This window comes from Marinobacter psychrophilus, from assembly GCF_001043175.1.
Classification (GTDB): Bacteria; Pseudomonadota; Gammaproteobacteria; order Pseudomonadales; family Oleiphilaceae; genus Marinobacter; species Marinobacter psychrophilus.
The window spans coordinates 404749-419881 of record NZ_CP011494.1; the positions used below are offsets into that span (position 1 = coordinate 404749).

14 protein-coding genes are annotated in these 15133 nt (G+C 50.7%); 8 read left to right on the plus strand and 6 right to left on the minus strand.

The window, feature by feature from the left end; all coding sequences use genetic code 11:
• The first annotated feature begins 37 nt into the window (after positions 1-37).
• The 6 genes from ABA45_RS01750 to ABA45_RS01775 all read left to right on the plus strand — a co-directional run bounded on the left by ABA45_RS01750 (position 38) and on the right by ABA45_RS01775 (position 6620).
• Positions 38-1399, plus strand: a complete 1362-nt coding sequence (locus ABA45_RS01750) for an NAD-dependent succinate-semialdehyde dehydrogenase (RefSeq protein WP_048383976.1) — start codon at positions 38-40, stop codon at positions 1397-1399.
• 519 nt (positions 1400-1918) lie between these two features.
• On the plus strand, positions 1919-2311 hold the full coding sequence (locus ABA45_RS01755; RefSeq protein WP_048383978.1) for a LysR family transcriptional regulator: 393 nt from the start codon (positions 1919-1921) through the stop codon (positions 2309-2311).
• A gap of 2 nt (positions 2312-2313) precedes the next feature.
• The gene (locus ABA45_RS01760; protein WP_198147026.1) at positions 2314-2874 is read left to right on the plus strand and encodes a LysR family transcriptional regulator substrate-binding protein; all 561 of its coding nucleotides are present in this window, start codon (positions 2314-2316) and stop codon (positions 2872-2874) included.
• Positions 2875-3602: 728 nt separating this feature from the next.
• Entirely contained in the window at positions 3603-4685 is a 1083-nt protein-coding gene (dctP, locus tag ABA45_RS01765; protein WP_048383982.1) for a TRAP transporter substrate-binding protein DctP, read from the plus strand.
• 115 nt (positions 4686-4800) lie between these two features.
• Positions 4801-5346 carry a TRAP transporter small permease gene (locus tag ABA45_RS01770; RefSeq protein ID WP_048383984.1) on the plus strand — a complete coding sequence of 182 codons (546 nt, stop codon included), beginning with the start codon at positions 4801-4803 and terminating at the stop codon, positions 5344-5346.
• The gene (locus ABA45_RS01775) at positions 5343-6620 is read left to right on the plus strand and encodes a TRAP transporter large permease (protein ID WP_048383989.1); all 1278 of its coding nucleotides are present in this window, start codon (positions 5343-5345) and stop codon (positions 6618-6620) included. The genes ABA45_RS01770 and ABA45_RS01775 overlap by 4 nt, the downstream gene beginning before the upstream one ends.
• Before the next feature lie 236 nt (positions 6621-6856).
• Here ABA45_RS01775 and ABA45_RS01780 read toward each other — a convergent pair whose 3' ends face one another.
• Positions 6857-7840: an aldo/keto reductase gene (locus ABA45_RS01780; protein ID WP_048383991.1), complete on the minus strand. Its 984-nt coding sequence runs from the start codon at positions 7838-7840 to the stop codon at positions 6857-6859.
• 99 nt (positions 7841-7939) lie between these two features.
• Here ABA45_RS01780 and ABA45_RS01785 point away from each other — a divergent pair, with 99 nt between their 5' ends.
• Positions 7940-8848, plus strand: a complete 909-nt coding sequence (locus tag ABA45_RS01785; RefSeq protein ID WP_048383992.1) for a LysR family transcriptional regulator — start codon at positions 7940-7942, stop codon at positions 8846-8848.
• A 149-nt stretch (positions 8849-8997) separates the two neighbouring features.
• Here ABA45_RS01785 and ABA45_RS01790 read toward each other — a convergent pair whose 3' ends face one another.
• Positions 8998-10155 carry an iron-containing alcohol dehydrogenase gene (locus ABA45_RS01790; protein ID WP_048383994.1) on the minus strand — a complete coding sequence of 386 codons (1158 nt, stop codon included), beginning with the start codon at positions 10153-10155 and terminating at the stop codon, positions 8998-9000.
• A 434-nt stretch (positions 10156-10589) separates the two neighbouring features.
• Here ABA45_RS01790 and ABA45_RS01795 point away from each other — a divergent pair, with 434 nt between their 5' ends.
• Positions 10590-10853 carry an aldehyde dehydrogenase family protein gene (locus ABA45_RS01795; RefSeq protein WP_048383996.1) on the plus strand — a complete coding sequence of 88 codons (264 nt, stop codon included), beginning with the start codon at positions 10590-10592 and terminating at the stop codon, positions 10851-10853.
• A gap of 207 nt (positions 10854-11060) precedes the next feature.
• Here the strand turns inward: ABA45_RS01795 and ABA45_RS01800 are convergent, their stop codons facing one another.
• The 4 genes from ABA45_RS01800 to ABA45_RS01815 all read right to left on the minus strand — a co-directional run bounded on the left by ABA45_RS01800 (position 11061) and on the right by ABA45_RS01815 (position 15099).
• Positions 11061-11870 (minus strand): ABC transporter permease subunit, encoded by an 810-nt coding sequence (locus ABA45_RS01800; protein ID WP_041635026.1) that lies wholly within the window; start codon positions 11868-11870, stop codon positions 11061-11063.
• Positions 11867-12799: an ABC transporter permease subunit gene (locus ABA45_RS01805; RefSeq protein WP_048383998.1), complete on the minus strand. Its 933-nt coding sequence runs from the start codon at positions 12797-12799 to the stop codon at positions 11867-11869. The genes ABA45_RS01800 and ABA45_RS01805 overlap by 4 nt, the downstream gene beginning before the upstream one ends.
• Positions 12796-13935, minus strand: coding sequence for an ABC transporter ATP-binding protein (locus ABA45_RS01810; protein ID WP_048384001.1), 1140 nt, complete (start codon positions 13933-13935; stop codon positions 12796-12798). The genes ABA45_RS01805 and ABA45_RS01810 overlap by 4 nt, the downstream gene beginning before the upstream one ends.
• 81 nt (positions 13936-14016) lie before the next feature.
• Entirely contained in the window at positions 14017-15099 is a 1083-nt protein-coding gene (locus tag ABA45_RS01815; RefSeq protein ID WP_048384006.1) for a polyamine ABC transporter substrate-binding protein, read from the minus strand.
• Positions 15100-15133: the final 34 nt, after the last annotated feature.

Consider the following 15133-nt stretch of genomic DNA (forward strand, 5'->3'; position numbering starts at 1 on the left):
TTATAGCGCTATCAGTCACTTATAAAATGGAAATATCATGATAAGCTATCAAGTAACGAACCCTTCTAATGGCGAGATCGAAGAGAAGTATCAAGGCCATTCCCATCAGGAGGTTCAAGATGTTATTGCGGAATCGCACAATGCTTATCAAGCATGGCGTAAAAGTGATGTTGATGAGCGAGCAGCGATATTAAATACTATTGCTGATTTATACGAAGAGCAATGCGAAGATCTGGCAAAAATAATGGCGTGCGAGATGGGCAAGCCTGTTGCGCAAGGGGAAGGGGAGATTGCGTTAGTTAGTCAGATCTTTCGCTATTATGCCAAGTTTGGTGAGCAATTTTTAGAGACGTCGGAATTACCCGGCGCTAAAAACGCTGTGATAAAAAAAGAATCTATTGGCGTTCTGCTGGGCATTATGCCGTGGAACTATCCTCACTACCAGGTGGCACGCTTTATTGCACCAAACTTGATGTTAGGTAATGCGGTTGTACTGAAACATGCGCCTTCATGCCCAAGATCTGCGACAGCGATTATGTCTATATTGGCGCAAGCAGGCTTGCCTAAAGGTGTGTACAACAATATTTTTGCAACAAATGAACAAGTTAAAACAATCATTGGTGATAAGCGTATTCAAGGTGTGTCTTTGACAGGGTCAGAGCGAGCAGGTGCTGCCGTAGCGCAGGTGGCGGGTGCTTCGCTGACAAAAGTTGTGCTCGAGCTAGGGGGATCGGATGCATTTATTGTATTAGCAGATGCGGATATTGACCGATCAGTAGAATGTGCATTTATCGGTAGATTCGGCAATGCGGGGCAAGCTTGTAATGCGGCCAAACGTATAATCCTGCACGCAGATATTTATGATGAGTTTGTAGAAAAACTGACTCATAAAGTTAAGTTATTAGAGCCAACTGATCCACTAAATAAAGACACATTTTTAGGTCCATTGTCCTCCAGTCAAGCGTTAAAAACGATTCAAGCGCAATATGATGATGCGATCGATCAGGGTGCAACTGTATTAGTGTCTGGCGGAAAAATATTAAAGTCTGGAGCTTGGTTTAAACCTGCTTTGTTGGCCGATATTACACCAGATATGAGGGCCTACCATGATGAATTGTTTGGGCCAGTAGCCGTAGTCTATAAAGCGAACGATGTTGAAGACGCTATCCGGCTCGCTAATGACACACCATTTGGTTTGGGCGCATGCATTCATACACACGATATGGACGGCGGGCAACGCATCGCCGAGAGGTTAGAGGTCGGAATGGTGTCATTTAACCAAGCGCCAGGAACAGCGGCAGAGCTACCCTTTGGTGGTGTTAAACAATCCGGTTTTGGCCGGGAGCTTGGACCTTATGGTATGAGCGAGTTTGTAAACTTTAAGCTGTATAATAGATAGAGGATTAGGCAGGCACTCCACTCCCAGGTTTGGATTAGCAGTCAAGGAAATTCTGCTTAAATCCGTAGCGCTTGAGCTTCTAGCGAACTGGCCATTTTTGCAACTTTCTCGCACGGGTGTTGCCGTGCAGAGAACGAATTCTGCCAAAACACAGTGCTCCACTGAGAAAAAACGGCGCTCTCTATGCTCGGTCTGGCTAGTTTCGTACTGGCGAGCACCAAAAAGCCGCTTCAGTGCTCCCGAATCTGGCCAAAAGGGTGAGGAAAGCTCTTGTAGTGTTCTTGTTGCTCATATAATTCGACGGCAAACTTGAAAACCGATAAATTTTTTGCTTTGTAGAATCGAACTTACCGCTTTGGAGTGATAAGCTTTCGGCTAGTATCCCTTTAAAAGCAGTGACGAAAAGCAAATTAAGCCCCTGCAGGGTTAGCTAACATAAATATTAAGCGGTAGCAAATCCTGGTGAGTTTTTGCATTTTTGGTTATCAATATATTTAGAGTATAAACGCTAAAATTATTATGATACAAAAAAAATTGGCAGATAATTTGAATTGGACATTACTTCATGTATTAATTGTTATATATGAAGAGGGAAGTATTAGTGTTGCCGCTAACCGTTTAAAAATCACCCAGTCGGCTGTTAGTCAAAACCTTAAAAAGCTTGAAGAGCAAATCGGAAGTCAGCTTGTTATACGTAACACAAAGCCTTTAAAGCTCACGCCTATGGGCCATTACTGTTTGCAGGTTGCTCAAACAATATTTACAGAGATCACTTCTATTGAAGCTATGAAAGGCTTTAATTCTCATCTCTTAGAAGGCGAGATTAAACTCCTGGTAGCTAGCCGAATTCACAATCAAAAGTATAACGATTTTCTAGTATATTTCAAAAAAAATATCCAAACATCACTTTAGATTTGACGGTAAAATCAAGCAAAGATATTTTAAACGATATCGAACAAAAGAATCCTGCTGTGGGCATTTGTTTAGCTAGGCACACACCGGAAATCCTTAATCAAAAATTGTTATTTAAGCAACGTTATTATTTATACTGCGGATACCATCATCCTTTGTTTGCAGAAAAAGATGTGCGTTTTGACAGTCTATTGAAAGAAGATTTTGTAGCATTCAGCAGTGAAGATGTTGGCGAGGTCCTCTTCCCAATTACCGTATTCAAAGAAACTAACGGTTTAATAGGTCGTACCAGCGCCTACACCAATAACTTGGATGAGGCAGTACGTTTAATTTATACCGGATACGGCATAGGCGCTTTGCCTGATCAATTTATTGCTTCGACCTATCTAGAATCGAAGCTTAGGCGTTTGCCGCCAAAAGAAGGCGTTGCTGACATACCTGTCCATGTTTTTTGGCATAAAAATCGAGCTTTATCAATTATCGAGACTAAGTTTATTGAAGAAATTGTAGATTTTGATATCTCTGTAAGTGATCAGGCTACTGAGAGCGATGAAACCGTATAAAGACCTTATCTCAGTGGGTTTTTTAAGATATTTTATAAACAGAACTTAACCAAAAACGAGACAATGCTTCGTCTTCTATCTGATTTCCCCCTCTGGTTGACTTGTCCACAGAAATTCTGTTGTTGCTCTGTAATATTCACGGATTATATGGGTGTTGTGCCAGAATCCGATGCCGCGAGTACCACACTAAAAAGTGCAAGACTCGCTAGGAAATTGTGTTAGATAGGGTTGGTAAGCGGGTATTTTGTGCGCAATTCAAAATGGATGTAGTCCGGTTTTTTCAAAAACAACAAGCTGTTTTTGTTGGCCGCGTTCAGCACTCTTTAATGTGTAAAATACAGGCCGGTGTAGAGCCAGTACGTCTGAATTCCATCAAAACGGCGGAAAATTAAAAGTTACTCAGACCTTGACCAACATTACGGCTCTTAATTTATAAGCTGCACTTATATCTGATATTACTTTATATCGTTTGACTCCCGATATTCAGTGCCATACATTTAGTGGATACTACTTATCTAAGCTTTCAGAGAAAAACGTCTTCTGGATAAAATTCTTTATTGAAATTATTAGTGATAAACATAGACAATGCGGCTTTCAAGCTGTTTTAAAATTTTTATAAGTCTGAATTACCTGAATCAAAGATGGGTATATAGATTTACGACTTTTACGGCCAGCATTACTGGTGTTGGATAATAAGTACAGAAATATCAACCAGAGATTCTTCGCATATGAAATTAAAAATGTTCTCACGTATTGCCGTGATCGCCGCTTTGCCACTGGCTATGGCTGCCGTACAAGCTCAGGCCAAAGAAATGGCGATTGCCACTATTTTGCCCGAAAACATGAGCAACAACTCCGTCTACCCCGCGTTAATGCGCTTCAAAGACTTGGTTGAGACGCGCACCGACGGTGAAATAACCGTCAGGGTCTTCGGTAATAGCCAGCTGGGCTCGGAAGTTGACACCGCTAAGGAAGTTCAAGGCGGGCGCACCCTGCAGTCAACGATTATCACTACCGGTGCTATGTCTTCTTATTTTAGTGATTATCAGCTAATGACAGCTCCCTTCGTGTTTGATAACTGGCGTCAGGCCTGGGCTTTTCTCGACGGTGACTGGTTTGCGGACTTGATGTCCAACACTGTTGAAGAAACCAATATGCGTTATCTGGGCACCTTTGATGACGGCGGCGGTTTTGTGGCGTTTACCAACAACGAGCGTCTCATTAAGACGGTGGAAGACCTTAAAGGGCTTAATATCCGCACCGAGGAGAATCCCGGGCATGTTGCGATCATAAAGTCACTGGGAGGGTTTGCCACGCCGTTGCCTTGGGGTGAAGTGATCACCGCACTTGAAACCGGTCTGGCTGATGGTCAGTTCAACGCGCCGGTGCTCAACACGACCTATAACTTCCATGAGGTGACCGATTACACCACTCTGACTGGCCACGTCTACAACAGTGCTGCTTGGCTGATTAGTGAAGACTGGTACCAGGGGCTGACTGAGGAGCAGAAGGAAGCGATTGTTACCTCGGCGCGCGAAGCCATCGCGATTGGGCATGGCATGTCCGCAGCTTTGGCAACAGCAGGCTGGCAGGAGTCCTGCAAGACGTTTAAGGATTGTTACATCATGCCTACTGAGGAACGTGAGCGTATGGCTGATGTTGCGCGTCCGGCCTGGAAGAATTGGATCGTTAACGATTTTGGCATCGACGCTAAAAAGGTTGATGATTTTCTGGCAGAGGTGAAGCGTGTCGGTGAAGAAGTGAAGTCGTCTGACATGGACAACTATGGTTCAGTAAAAACGGTTCAGTAAAAACGGGTCAGTAATACTGGGCAATGAGCTTGGCCAGTGACGACTGATATTGTTTGCTCATCCATCGGCCGCCCAAGAGTTTCGGGTCGGCCGATGTTGCTTTTAAGGTGCATTAATGAAACTCCTTCAGCCTCTTCGGCAGCTGAGTGACTGGGTTAATCAGGCCGCGATTATAGCTTGTGTAGCCTGCGTGCTTATCATGTTGGGCATCTCTTTCACGGCTTTTATCTACAAGCTAGCCACTGGCAGCAGCCTGAGCTGGACCTATTCATTAGCGAGACTTTTTCTACCCTGGATTGGCTTTCTTTCCATGACCATCTCATTGCGCTACGGCGAGCATGTGGCTATGACATTATTGGTTCGCAGCCTGCCTAGGGCGCTGCTGACTCTTGCTGCTGCGCTTTGTCTGATCACTATCGCACTGTTTGGGGCGCTACTGCTCTGGTATGGCTGGACTTACTTTGCGACCGCAAACCAGGTTTACATGGTGTCTGACCAAATACAGATCTCTGCCAAGTTTACCACCGTCGTGGTGCCGATCAGTGGCGCCATCATTTTGCTGCACGTGACACAGGGCTTTGCTCTACTCGAGCATTTCATTGATGACGATGCGCTGATGGATGAGCTTATCGGAACCCAAGATACGGAGACTCGCTCATGATATTCGCTATTGTTGCGTTTGTGGTGCTTTTGCTTATCGGTATGCCAGTGGCCGTGGTGATGGCTCTCTCCGGTTTGGCCGGCGGTTTTTCCATGGGTGGAGAACAGATGCTCAGCATCATTGCTGACCGCATGTTTGCCGGTGTTTCGGGTTTTATGCTCATCGCGGTGCCTTATTTCATCTTTACTGCTGAGCTGATGAACCAGGGTGGCTTGACCCAGAAGTTGATTGATTTCAACAATGCGCTTTTTGGCCGGGTGCGCGGAGCGCTGTCGCACGTCAATATTTCGGTGTCGGTATTCTTCGCAGGACTAACCGGGGCGGCGATCACTGATACCGTGGCGATTGGTAAGATAATGATCCCCGAAATGAAAAGGCAGGGTTATGACGCCGAATATGCGGCGGCGATCACTGCTTGCTCCTCGATTATCGGGCCGATTATTCCTCCCAGCATTGTGATGGTGATCTACGCCACACTGCTGCGCGATATCTCGGTTATTGACCTATTTGCCGGCGGCATCATTCCCGGTCTTCTGATGGCTTTAGCGCTGCTTGCGGTGAGCTTTTTTCTGGCGTGGAAGCGCGGCTACCCCAAACAGGCACCTACGCCGCTCAAGGCGGCAGGGCTGGCTTTTCTGGTGGCCTTGCCGGCTATGTTCGTGCCTGTGATCATTCTTGGCGGGATTCTGTCTGGGCTGACCACTATCACCGAGGCTTCGGGCTTTGCCGCTGTTTATGCCATCGTTATTGGTGTGGTGTTTTACCGCAACCTCACCTGGAAGAAAATCTGGGATGCACTGATAGTGACCGTGCGCTTCTCGGGCGTGGTGTTCTTCCTATTGGCGACCTCGGCAGTGCTTGGCTGGTTTGTAACCCGCTCGGGCATAGCCCAAGACGCGGCAGGACTCATCATCGGCTTTAGTGATTCGATGTTCCTCCAGCTACTTCTGGTGTGCCTGCTGCTGCTGCTGGTTGGTACCGTGATGGATGTGCTGCCGGCGCTTGTCGTTGTGGCGCCGGTGCTGGTGCCAGCAATGATTCAGCTGGGTGTGGATCCGCTGCACTTTGCGATTCTGATGATCGTGGTGCTCAATATCGCCAACGTTACGCCACCTGTGGGGATGACGTTAATGACGGCGGCCCGAATCGCCGACGTGCCATTTGAAAGGGCGATCATAGCCTCACTGCCGTTTTACTTTGCCTTCGCTGCGGTGATTCTGCTGCTGGTGACATTTCCGGCACTTTCCACCTGGGTGCCCTCGCTGCTCAAATGAGGTTGCCTGGCGTCTTTTCTGCAGCGAATAGGGGTTTCATTAGGGCCGATGAAGCTCAATCGCTGACGCACTGACCGAGCAGTTTTACATATTAGATTCAGAGACTTGCAGACCAATCGGTCTGTAATGCCTTTGGGTAAAGACTGTGCGGTCATCGTGGCTACGAGTTCTCTTGATCGAAGGCTTCGATTTAGCTCAGAATCAGTTGATTCAAGCTTAGGTTGGCATGAAGGGGCTTAGGCATCCAGCCCCTTCATGCCTTCATCAGTATAGCGCCCACCGGCCACACTCAGTTCCGATACCCCGGCTTCCAGTGCTGTAACCTCGTCTGGTGACAACACTACATCGATGGCTGAAACGTTTTCTTCGAGGTACTTCAGTCGTTTGGTACCGGGAATCGGTACGATATGGTCGCCCTTCGACAATAGCCAGGAGAGTGCAATCTGTGCTGACGTGCAGCCTTTGGTTAACGCTAGCGAGTGCACGACATCGACAATGCGGCGGTTAGCGTCGATGTTTTCCGCCGAAAAACGCGGCAGGTTTGCACGAAAGTCGCCGTCGGAAAAGTTGCTTTGACCATCGAATGTGCCAGTAAGAAACCCCCTGCCAAGGGGCGAATAAGGTACGAACCCAATACCGAGTTCACGGCAGGTGGGCAGAACGTCCGACTCCACATCCCGAGACCAGAGCGAGTATTCGGTCTGCACCGAAGCAACCGGATGAACGGCGTGGGCGCGGCGCAGCGTGGCCGCGCTTACTTCGCTTAAGCCAATATGGCCGATCTTGCCGGCGCGAACCAGACTGGAAAGCGCCTCCATAACTTCTTCAATGGGGCGGCTGCGGTCGATTCGGTGAACGTAGTAAAGATCAATCCGCTCGACCCCGAGACGTCGCAGTGAAGCCTCGCAAGCGGCTCTGGCATACTCAGCACTGTTGTCAATTGTGCGGGCATACTCACCGGGCTTGCGTACGATTCCGAACTTGGTGGCGATTTCGACTTGCGGCTTCCGTTCCCGTAAAAAGCGCCCTAACAATTCTTCATTATGATGCGGGCCGTACATGTCGGCGGTGTCGAAAAAAGTTACGCCAAGATCGGCGGCGCGGCAGAGCACTTGCATCGATTGCACATCGTCCCGTGGACCGTAAAATTCACTCATGCCCATACAGCCAAGGCCGAGAGCAGAAACGTTTAAACCGGGGATGAGAGACCTGCGTTGCATGATGATGCTCCTTTGTTGGATTCTGCATCATCATGACTTTCCGATATCGGCTAATCTACAGTCTATAATGCAAATCTAATTTTCATTTTTGGAAAGCTGATGGCTGAACGCCTGAACTGGGATGATGCACCGGCTTTTCTTGCGGTTGCACGCACTGGAACCCTGACCTTTGCCGCCAAGTCTCTCGGTACCGGTATCGCGACGGTATCGCGGCGAATCGCGCGGCTGGAAAGTCGTCTTGGCGTGCCGCTCTTTGTGCGGCACCAGTCCGGCTATCGCCTGACCGACCAGGGCGCGACCCTGCTGCCCAGAGCCGAAGCTCTGGAGCAGGCCATGGGAGCATTTCGCGCCCAGGCGGCAACGGAAACAGAGGCCATTGGACATGTTCGGTTAGCAACGGCTGAGAATCTCGCCAATTCGATCATTATCCCGGGCCTTGCCCCACTGCTTGCGCGACATCCCGGTTTAAGCATCGAGATTTTGACGGACGTAAGTACCATCAATCTGCACGGCCGCGACGCGGATCTGGCGTTGCGCATGGTGCGTCCTGAGCGCGGCAACGTCAGCGTTCGCCGTGTTGGCACCTTAGGTTTTGGCCTTTACGGATCGCTGGATTACATGGCTGCGCGTGATACCGGCCCTGATGCGGGCCGTTTCGATGGTGACCGGTTCATCGGGTGGTCGGAACGTCAGGGTGGGCTTCCCGCAGCTCAATGGATTGAACGCACCTTGCGTGGCCAGATGCCTGCGATTACCACCACAACATTGTCCGCGCAGCTAAGCTCCGCGACCGCCGGATTGGGCCTGGCAGTTTTGCCACATTTTCTGGCGCGCGAGGCGGGCTTACGGGAAATGCCGCTTGAGTTGGGGCTGGATCAGCCAATCTGGCTGGCGCTGCACAGCGATTTATCCGCCTCGTTGCGCATTAGAGTCGTGGCCGATTATCTTGCGGAAATTGTCGAGCGTAATCGTGAGCGACTGGCGGGGTCAGATAGGCGACGTCAATAACCTGCTGGATGTTACGAGCGCTTATGATACGGTGCCAGGTTTGGAGGATTGGGTTGAACCTGACTCTGTTTCTGCGGCTGTTCGCCGAGAAATATTTTGGCGCCCTTAGACTTAGCAACGGTTGAACGCCCGAATGTCGGGCGGCTGTTTCAGAATGCGGCTTGGTAGATAGCCAGTGCGTCGGCTTCCGAGACTTCTCTTGGATTGTTTACCAGTAGGCGGGATTGTTTCATGGCATCGACTGCCATGACTGACAGATCGGACTCACCGATACCGACTTCACGCAAGGTCTGCTCAAGCCCCAGATCAGCACTCAGTGTTTCAAGACGATTGATAAACTCGTCCACCCGCAGCTCTCTCTGAACGGAGGCCAAGTCCGGAAAAACATCTGGCGCCAGGGTGGCATAGGCATCGGCGCACACGCTGGCGTTAAAACGCATAACATGGGGTAATACCAAAGCGTTGGAGAGCCCGTGCGGTACGTGAAAAATGCCACCAATGGGGTATGCCAAAGCGTGCACTGCTGCCACCGGCGAGTTTGCAAAGGCTTGTCCGGCTAACATGGCACCCAAGAGCATGCCTGAACGCGCCTGAACGTTACTGCCTTCTTTTACCGCTGTTTCTATATTAGCGCCGAGCAATCGAAGGGCTTCACGAGCTAAAGCACGCGACACGGGGTTGTTGTTCGCGGATGCGGAGGTATAACTCTCAATGGCGTGAACCATGGCGTCGATACCCGTTGCTGCTGTTACAGCTGCTGGCAGCCCAAGAGTAAGCTCGGCATCCAGTAGGGCAATATCTGGCAGCAGTTGAGGCGCCACCACACCTTTTTTCTCCGTTTCACCGACGGTGATGATTGAAATAGGCGTCACTTCAGAGCCCGTGCCGGCAGTGGTGGGGATCTGGATCAGCGGGAGTCTCTGGCCTTTGGCCTGTCCAACGCCGTAGACGTCTTCCAGTTTTTCGCCGCCTCCAATTAAGAGCGCAATCAGTTTGGCGACGTCCATTGAGGAGCCGCCGCCGAAACCGATAACGCCGTCGATGTTTGCCGCTCGGGCTTCTGCAAGGCCGGCCTCCACCACGGCAACGGAGGGGTCGGCGACAACGCCATCAAATACGCGATAGCTTACGCCAGCCTGAGTCAGAGAGTCTGTTGCGGCGCCCAGCAAACCCGCTTTGATCAGCCCTGCATCGGTCACCAAAAGAACGCTCTTACCAATCTGTGCTCGCACAAGAGCGCCGAGACGTTTGATAGATCCTGGCTCGCAAATGATGCTTTTGGTCGTGTTAAAAGTAAATGCTGTCATGATTCTTTCCTTGGTCAATGGCCCTAGCCAGGGCGACCCGCTTTTGTTGGCCACCGGACAACTGCAGCGCGCGTCGATCGGAAGATAGGATTCGAACCTGTGACCACGGCCCAAAAGTTATCCTTGGCGCTAGTTGATCAGAGTTTACGCGTTGGTGGTTGGTTCGCAACTGTTAGGTAATGAGTGGCCAGAATCCGGACATCAATGAATTGGGTGAGCGCAGCATGTGGTTGTATTGAATTAACCATAATGGGTGGATAGCCCATTCGTTTTCTTCTGGCTTTTTATTCATCGCCATCGCCTTGCCGATAACCGCGAATTTGATGTTTCGAGCTGAGGAATGAGGACAAATATTATACCCCTTGAGGTATATAGAGTTGCAGCGGACAGGCATTTAATCTGGAAAATTAATTAATCCGCGAAGGAAGCTGCTTATGAAAACGAAAGGCGAGTGGCAGGCACTCAGTAAAATAATAGTACTCCGGAATCTGGCCTATATTGGTGGACGTTTTCAGCCCGCTTCCTCTGGTGAAACTTTTCCTTCAATCAACCCGGCTACCGAAAAATTGCTGGCTGATGTTGCGAGTTGTGATAAGGCCGATGTGGATTTGGCCGTGGCGGCGGCGAAGAAATCATTTATGTCTGGGATCTGGTCACGGGTGACTGGATTGAACTGTCTTGGTTACATGCCAAGCTGATCCAGCATGGTGTAGTACAAGGCGCCAATGGCTGTGAGCAGAATGCGAAGTAAGCGCCCACCCGGGAAACTGTACTGAGGCAGACATGCAAACACATCGAAGCTTTTGACCAAGGAATCGGCTGTTTTGAGTGGGTTGCTGGATACGACAAGCCTGCTTCAGAGCCCACCATGAAGCGCATCAAACTCATCCTATTTTCTTTGCGTCTCAATTCTGGGACATCTTCTTGCTGCGGCTTACCTGCAAGGCCGCAACAATGATCCCTATCGAAGCAACGCCGATAATGATCGCCGCTAGTGCGTTCACATCCGGGCTTACTCCCAGTCGGACTTTAGAAAAGATCACCATCGGGAGGGTTGAAGCACCTGGGCCAGAGACAAAGCTGGCAACCACCAGATCGTCCAGGCTAAGGGTAAAGGCTAGCAGCCAGCCAGACATCAATGCCGGGGCAATGACCGGCAGTGTTACGTCGAAGAACACCCGGACAGGGTGTGCTCCAAGGTCCAGCGCCGCCTCTTCTATCGACAGATCCATGTCCACCAAGCGTGACTGTATAATCACCGCCGCATAGGCCGCTCCAAAGGTCGAGTGCGCGATAATAATCGTCATAATTCCACGTTGGCCGGGCCAACCAAGAATGCTCTCCATCGCAACAAACATCAGCAGCAACGCCAGCCCGATAATAACTTCGGGCATAACCAGCGGTGCGGTGATCATCATGCTCAGCAGCGTTTTAGTGCGAAAGCGCCTGAACCGGACCAACACGAAAGACGCCACCGTACCAATCACCACCGACAGAGTCGCGCTGGCCAGGGCGACACGCAGACTGACCCAGGCCGCATCCAGGATTTGGGGATCACGGAACAGCTCGCCATACCATTTGGTCGAAAATCCGCCCCAAACGGTCACCAGGCGGCTCTCGTTAAAGCTGAAAACCACCAGTGACAGGATGGGCGCGTAAAGGAACACGAAACCCAGAACGCCGAAGATCATGAGAGACCGGGATCTACGTTTCATCGGTTTTCTCCTTCGCCCGCTGACTGAGCCCAGCGCAGCAGCATGATGGGAATCACCAGCACAAATAGCATCACAATAGCCACCGACGAGGCGACGGGCCAATCCCGGTTCGAGAAGAACTCGTTCCAAAGTACCTGGCCTATCATCAGCGTATCCGGCCCGCCCAGAAGCGCCGGGATAACAAACTCGCCGACGGCGGGAATGAACACCAGCATGCAGCCCGCAATGATCCCACTCAGCGATAGCGGCACGGTGACGGTAAAAAACGTAGTGACCGGGAGCGCGCCCAAATCGGAAGATGCCTCAAGATACGCTTCGTCCAGTTTCACTAAATTGGCGTAAAGCGGCAGAATCATAAACGGCAGATAGGTATAAACAATGCCAACATAGACTGCAAAATCGGTCTGCAGCATCACCAGCGGCTCGTCGATGATGCCAATACTCATCAGCAGGTTGTTGATAACCCCATTGCCTTTGAGAAACCCGATCCACGCGTAAACGCGCAGCAGGAAAGATGTCCAGAAAGGGAGCACAACCAGCATTAGCAGCAGGTTACGCTGATCAGGAGGCGAGCGCGCAATCAGGTAGGCCATCGGATACCCGATCAACAGGGCAATGAGTGTCGCAACGCCGGCAATCTTGACCGACCCCAGATAGGCTGCAAGGTAGAGAGGGTCTTCTAACAGAAACAAATAGTTATTGAAGTTAAGATTTACCCTGAAAAACCCGTCAATCCACTCCACGACTGGCAGATAGGGCGGCCGGGCAATGGCAGCCTCGGAAAACGAAATTTTCGCGACCACCAGGAACGGAATCAGGAAAAAAACCAGAAGCCAGACGGTCGGGATAGCGATAACCAAGAGGCGTCCCTTCAGGCCCATTCGGCCCAGCAGCGACCCGATGCGCGATCCCAACGGCAGGCTGCTCATGACGTCACCACAATCCCGGCGTTACCCGCCCAGCCCAGATTCACCCGGTCGCCGTAATTCAGAGAACTCTCTTCGGACCGAAAAAGGTTGGATTGGTTGACGCGCACGCGTTTTCCGCTGTCCAGGCGTATCTGGTAAATCGACGAATCGCCCATATAGGCAATCTCATCGATGATGCCGCTGAGTTTGTTGCGCAAGTCGCCCAGGTCGTCTTTGCTGATCTGCATTTTTTCCGGTCGCACCGCAACGGCGACCTTTTGGCCAATAACACCGCTGATGCTGTGGGGTACGTAAATCCCCAAACCGGCTTCGGGGCAGGCCACAACAACGTGGCTCTCGCCGTCTTCGGCAATACGGCCCTCAAAGATATTCACCGAACCAATAAAGTCCGCAACAAACCGGTTCTGCGGATACTCGTATATCTCGCGGGGAGTTCCAACCTGGACGATCTTGCCCGCGGTCATGACGCCGATCCGGCTAGACAAGGTCATCGCCTCTTGCTGATCATGGGTAACAACCACGAAAGTGACACCCAGGCTTTCTTGAATCTTGATCAATTCGAACTGGGTCTCTTCGCGCAGCTTCTTGTCCAGCGCACCCAGCGGTTCGTCCAGCAGCAGCAGCTTGGGCTTTTTCACCAGCGCGCGCGCGAGCGCGACCCGCTGGCGCTGGCCGCCAGACAGTTGATGTGGTTTGCGGGCGGCGAACGCCCCCATCTGCACCAGCGACAACATGTCTGTAACGCGCGTAGCAATCTCTGCCCTGGGCAAACCGTCGCGTTTCAGCCCGTACGCGATGTTTTTTTCCACCGTCATGTGCGGAAACAACGCGTAGGATTGAAACATCATGTTGGTGGGTCGTCTGTAAGGCGGAATGCCGGCCTGGTCTTGACCGTCGATAATGATCTGGCCGGAGGTAAGGTCTTCAAATCCCGACAGCATCCGCAGTAACGTAGACTTACCGCAACCCGATCCGCCCAGAAGACAAAAAATCTCGCCCTTAAATATTTCCAGCGATACGTTGTTGACTGACGTGAACTCGCCGAATTTCTTGGTCACATTATTGATTTTTAAAAAAGGTACAGCGTTTGGATCTGTCCAGGGTTTTAAACCTGTAACTGTAATAGCGTCGGACATGATGATTCCCCATTTCCCCAAAAGAAACGATCTTGGAAAAGGATTGCCGCGCGAAGCGAACCCGCGCGGCAGTGCATAGGCTTACATGCCAGTCTTGATGGTAGTCCAGGCGCGGGTCAGTGCTCGGTCATAGCGCGCTGCGTGCGGCTTGGAAACGAACATTTTCTTTTTAATGTCCTGAGAAGGGTAAATGCCGGGATCATTAGCCACGTCTTCGTTCACGAATTCCGTCGCAGCGGTATTCGGGTTACCGAAGTAGACGTAGTTGGTGATGTCTGCGGCAACTTTTGGCTCGAGGATGTAGTCAATAAACTTTAACGCGTTTTCAGGATTGGGTGCATCGTCCGGGATTGCCAGCATGTCGAAACCGATCACAGCGCCCTCTCTGGGGATCGTGTAAGCGATATTGATGCCTTGTCCTGCTTCGGCGGCACGATCACGCGCTTGCAATATGTCACCGGAATAACCAATGGTTATGCAGATATCACCATTGGCCAAATCGTTGATGTATTGCGACGAATGGAAGTAGCGGATGTGCGGGCGCACGCCCATCATCAGCTCACTGCCCTTTTCCAGATCAGCACTATCTTCGGAGTGCGGATCCAGCCCCAGATAATTCAGCGCCGACGACATCACTTCGGTCGGGGAGTCCATTATCACAACGCCGCAATCGGCCAGCTTGGCCACGGTATCCGGATCAAACAACATGTCCCAGCTGCCAATCTTGTCGGCATCGATGCGCTCTTTGATCATATCAATGTTATAGCCGATCCCAACGGAGAACATCATGTAAGGCACTCCATAGGTGTTGCCGGGGTCATTCACCTCGATGATTTTGAGAATGTCGGGGTCAAGATTGCCGTAGTTCTTCAGTTTGCTCTTGTCGATCTTCGCATAAAGGCCTGCCTGCGCTTGGCGGGCGAGAAACTCGATAGACGGAACCACCACATCGTAACCGCTGGCGCCCGTCAGCATCTTGGCTTCCAATACTTCGTTGCTGTCGAACACGTCGTAATTAACCGTGATGCCGGTTCTTGCCTCGAAATTTTCAATCGTGTCGGGAGCCACGTAATCAGACCAGTGATATACGTTCAGCTCACCCTCGGCACAAGCTACGCCAGTGGTCAGCGCCAGCGCGCTAAAGATCAGTGTTTTTTTTAGCATGGTGTTCTCCTAAAGAATTTTTATATTTCACTGT

What these genes read in the sequence shown, in the direction of transcription:
- ABA45_RS01750 (WP_048383976.1), top strand. Translation starts at nt 38, where the DNA reads ATGATAAGCTATCAAGTAACGAACCCTTCTAATGGCGAGATCGAAGAG.
- ABA45_RS01755 (WP_048383978.1), top strand. Translation starts at nt 1,919, where the DNA reads ATGATACAAAAAAAATTGGCAGATAATTTGAATTGGACATTACTTCAT.
- dctP (WP_048383982.1), top strand. Translation starts at nt 3,603, where the DNA reads ATGAAATTAAAAATGTTCTCACGTATTGCCGTGATCGCCGCTTTGCCA.
- ABA45_RS01770 (WP_048383984.1), top strand. Translation starts at nt 4,801, where the DNA reads ATGAAACTCCTTCAGCCTCTTCGGCAGCTGAGTGACTGGGTTAATCAG.
- ABA45_RS01775 (WP_048383989.1), top strand. Translation starts at nt 5,343, where the DNA reads ATGATATTCGCTATTGTTGCGTTTGTGGTGCTTTTGCTTATCGGTATG.
- ABA45_RS01780 (WP_048383991.1), bottom strand. Translation starts at nt 7,840, where the DNA reads ATGCAACGCAGGTCTCTCATCCCCGGTTTAAACGTTTCTGCTCTCGGC.
- ABA45_RS01785 (WP_048383992.1), top strand. Translation starts at nt 7,940, where the DNA reads ATGGCTGAACGCCTGAACTGGGATGATGCACCGGCTTTTCTTGCGGTT.
- ABA45_RS01790 (WP_048383994.1), bottom strand. Translation starts at nt 10,155, where the DNA reads ATGACAGCATTTACTTTTAACACGACCAAAAGCATCATTTGCGAGCCA.
- ABA45_RS01795 (WP_048383996.1), top strand. Translation starts at nt 10,590, where the DNA reads ATGAAAACGAAAGGCGAGTGGCAGGCACTCAGTAAAATAATAGTACTC.
- ABA45_RS01800 (WP_041635026.1), bottom strand. Translation starts at nt 11,870, where the DNA reads ATGAAACGTAGATCCCGGTCTCTCATGATCTTCGGCGTTCTGGGTTTC.
- ABA45_RS01805 (WP_048383998.1), bottom strand. Translation starts at nt 12,799, where the DNA reads ATGAGCAGCCTGCCGTTGGGATCGCGCATCGGGTCGCTGCTGGGCCGA.
- ABA45_RS01810 (WP_048384001.1), bottom strand. Translation starts at nt 13,935, where the DNA reads ATGTCCGACGCTATTACAGTTACAGGTTTAAAACCCTGGACAGATCCA.
- ABA45_RS01815 (WP_048384006.1), bottom strand. Translation starts at nt 15,099, where the DNA reads ATGCTAAAAAAAACACTGATCTTTAGCGCGCTGGCGCTGACCACTGGC.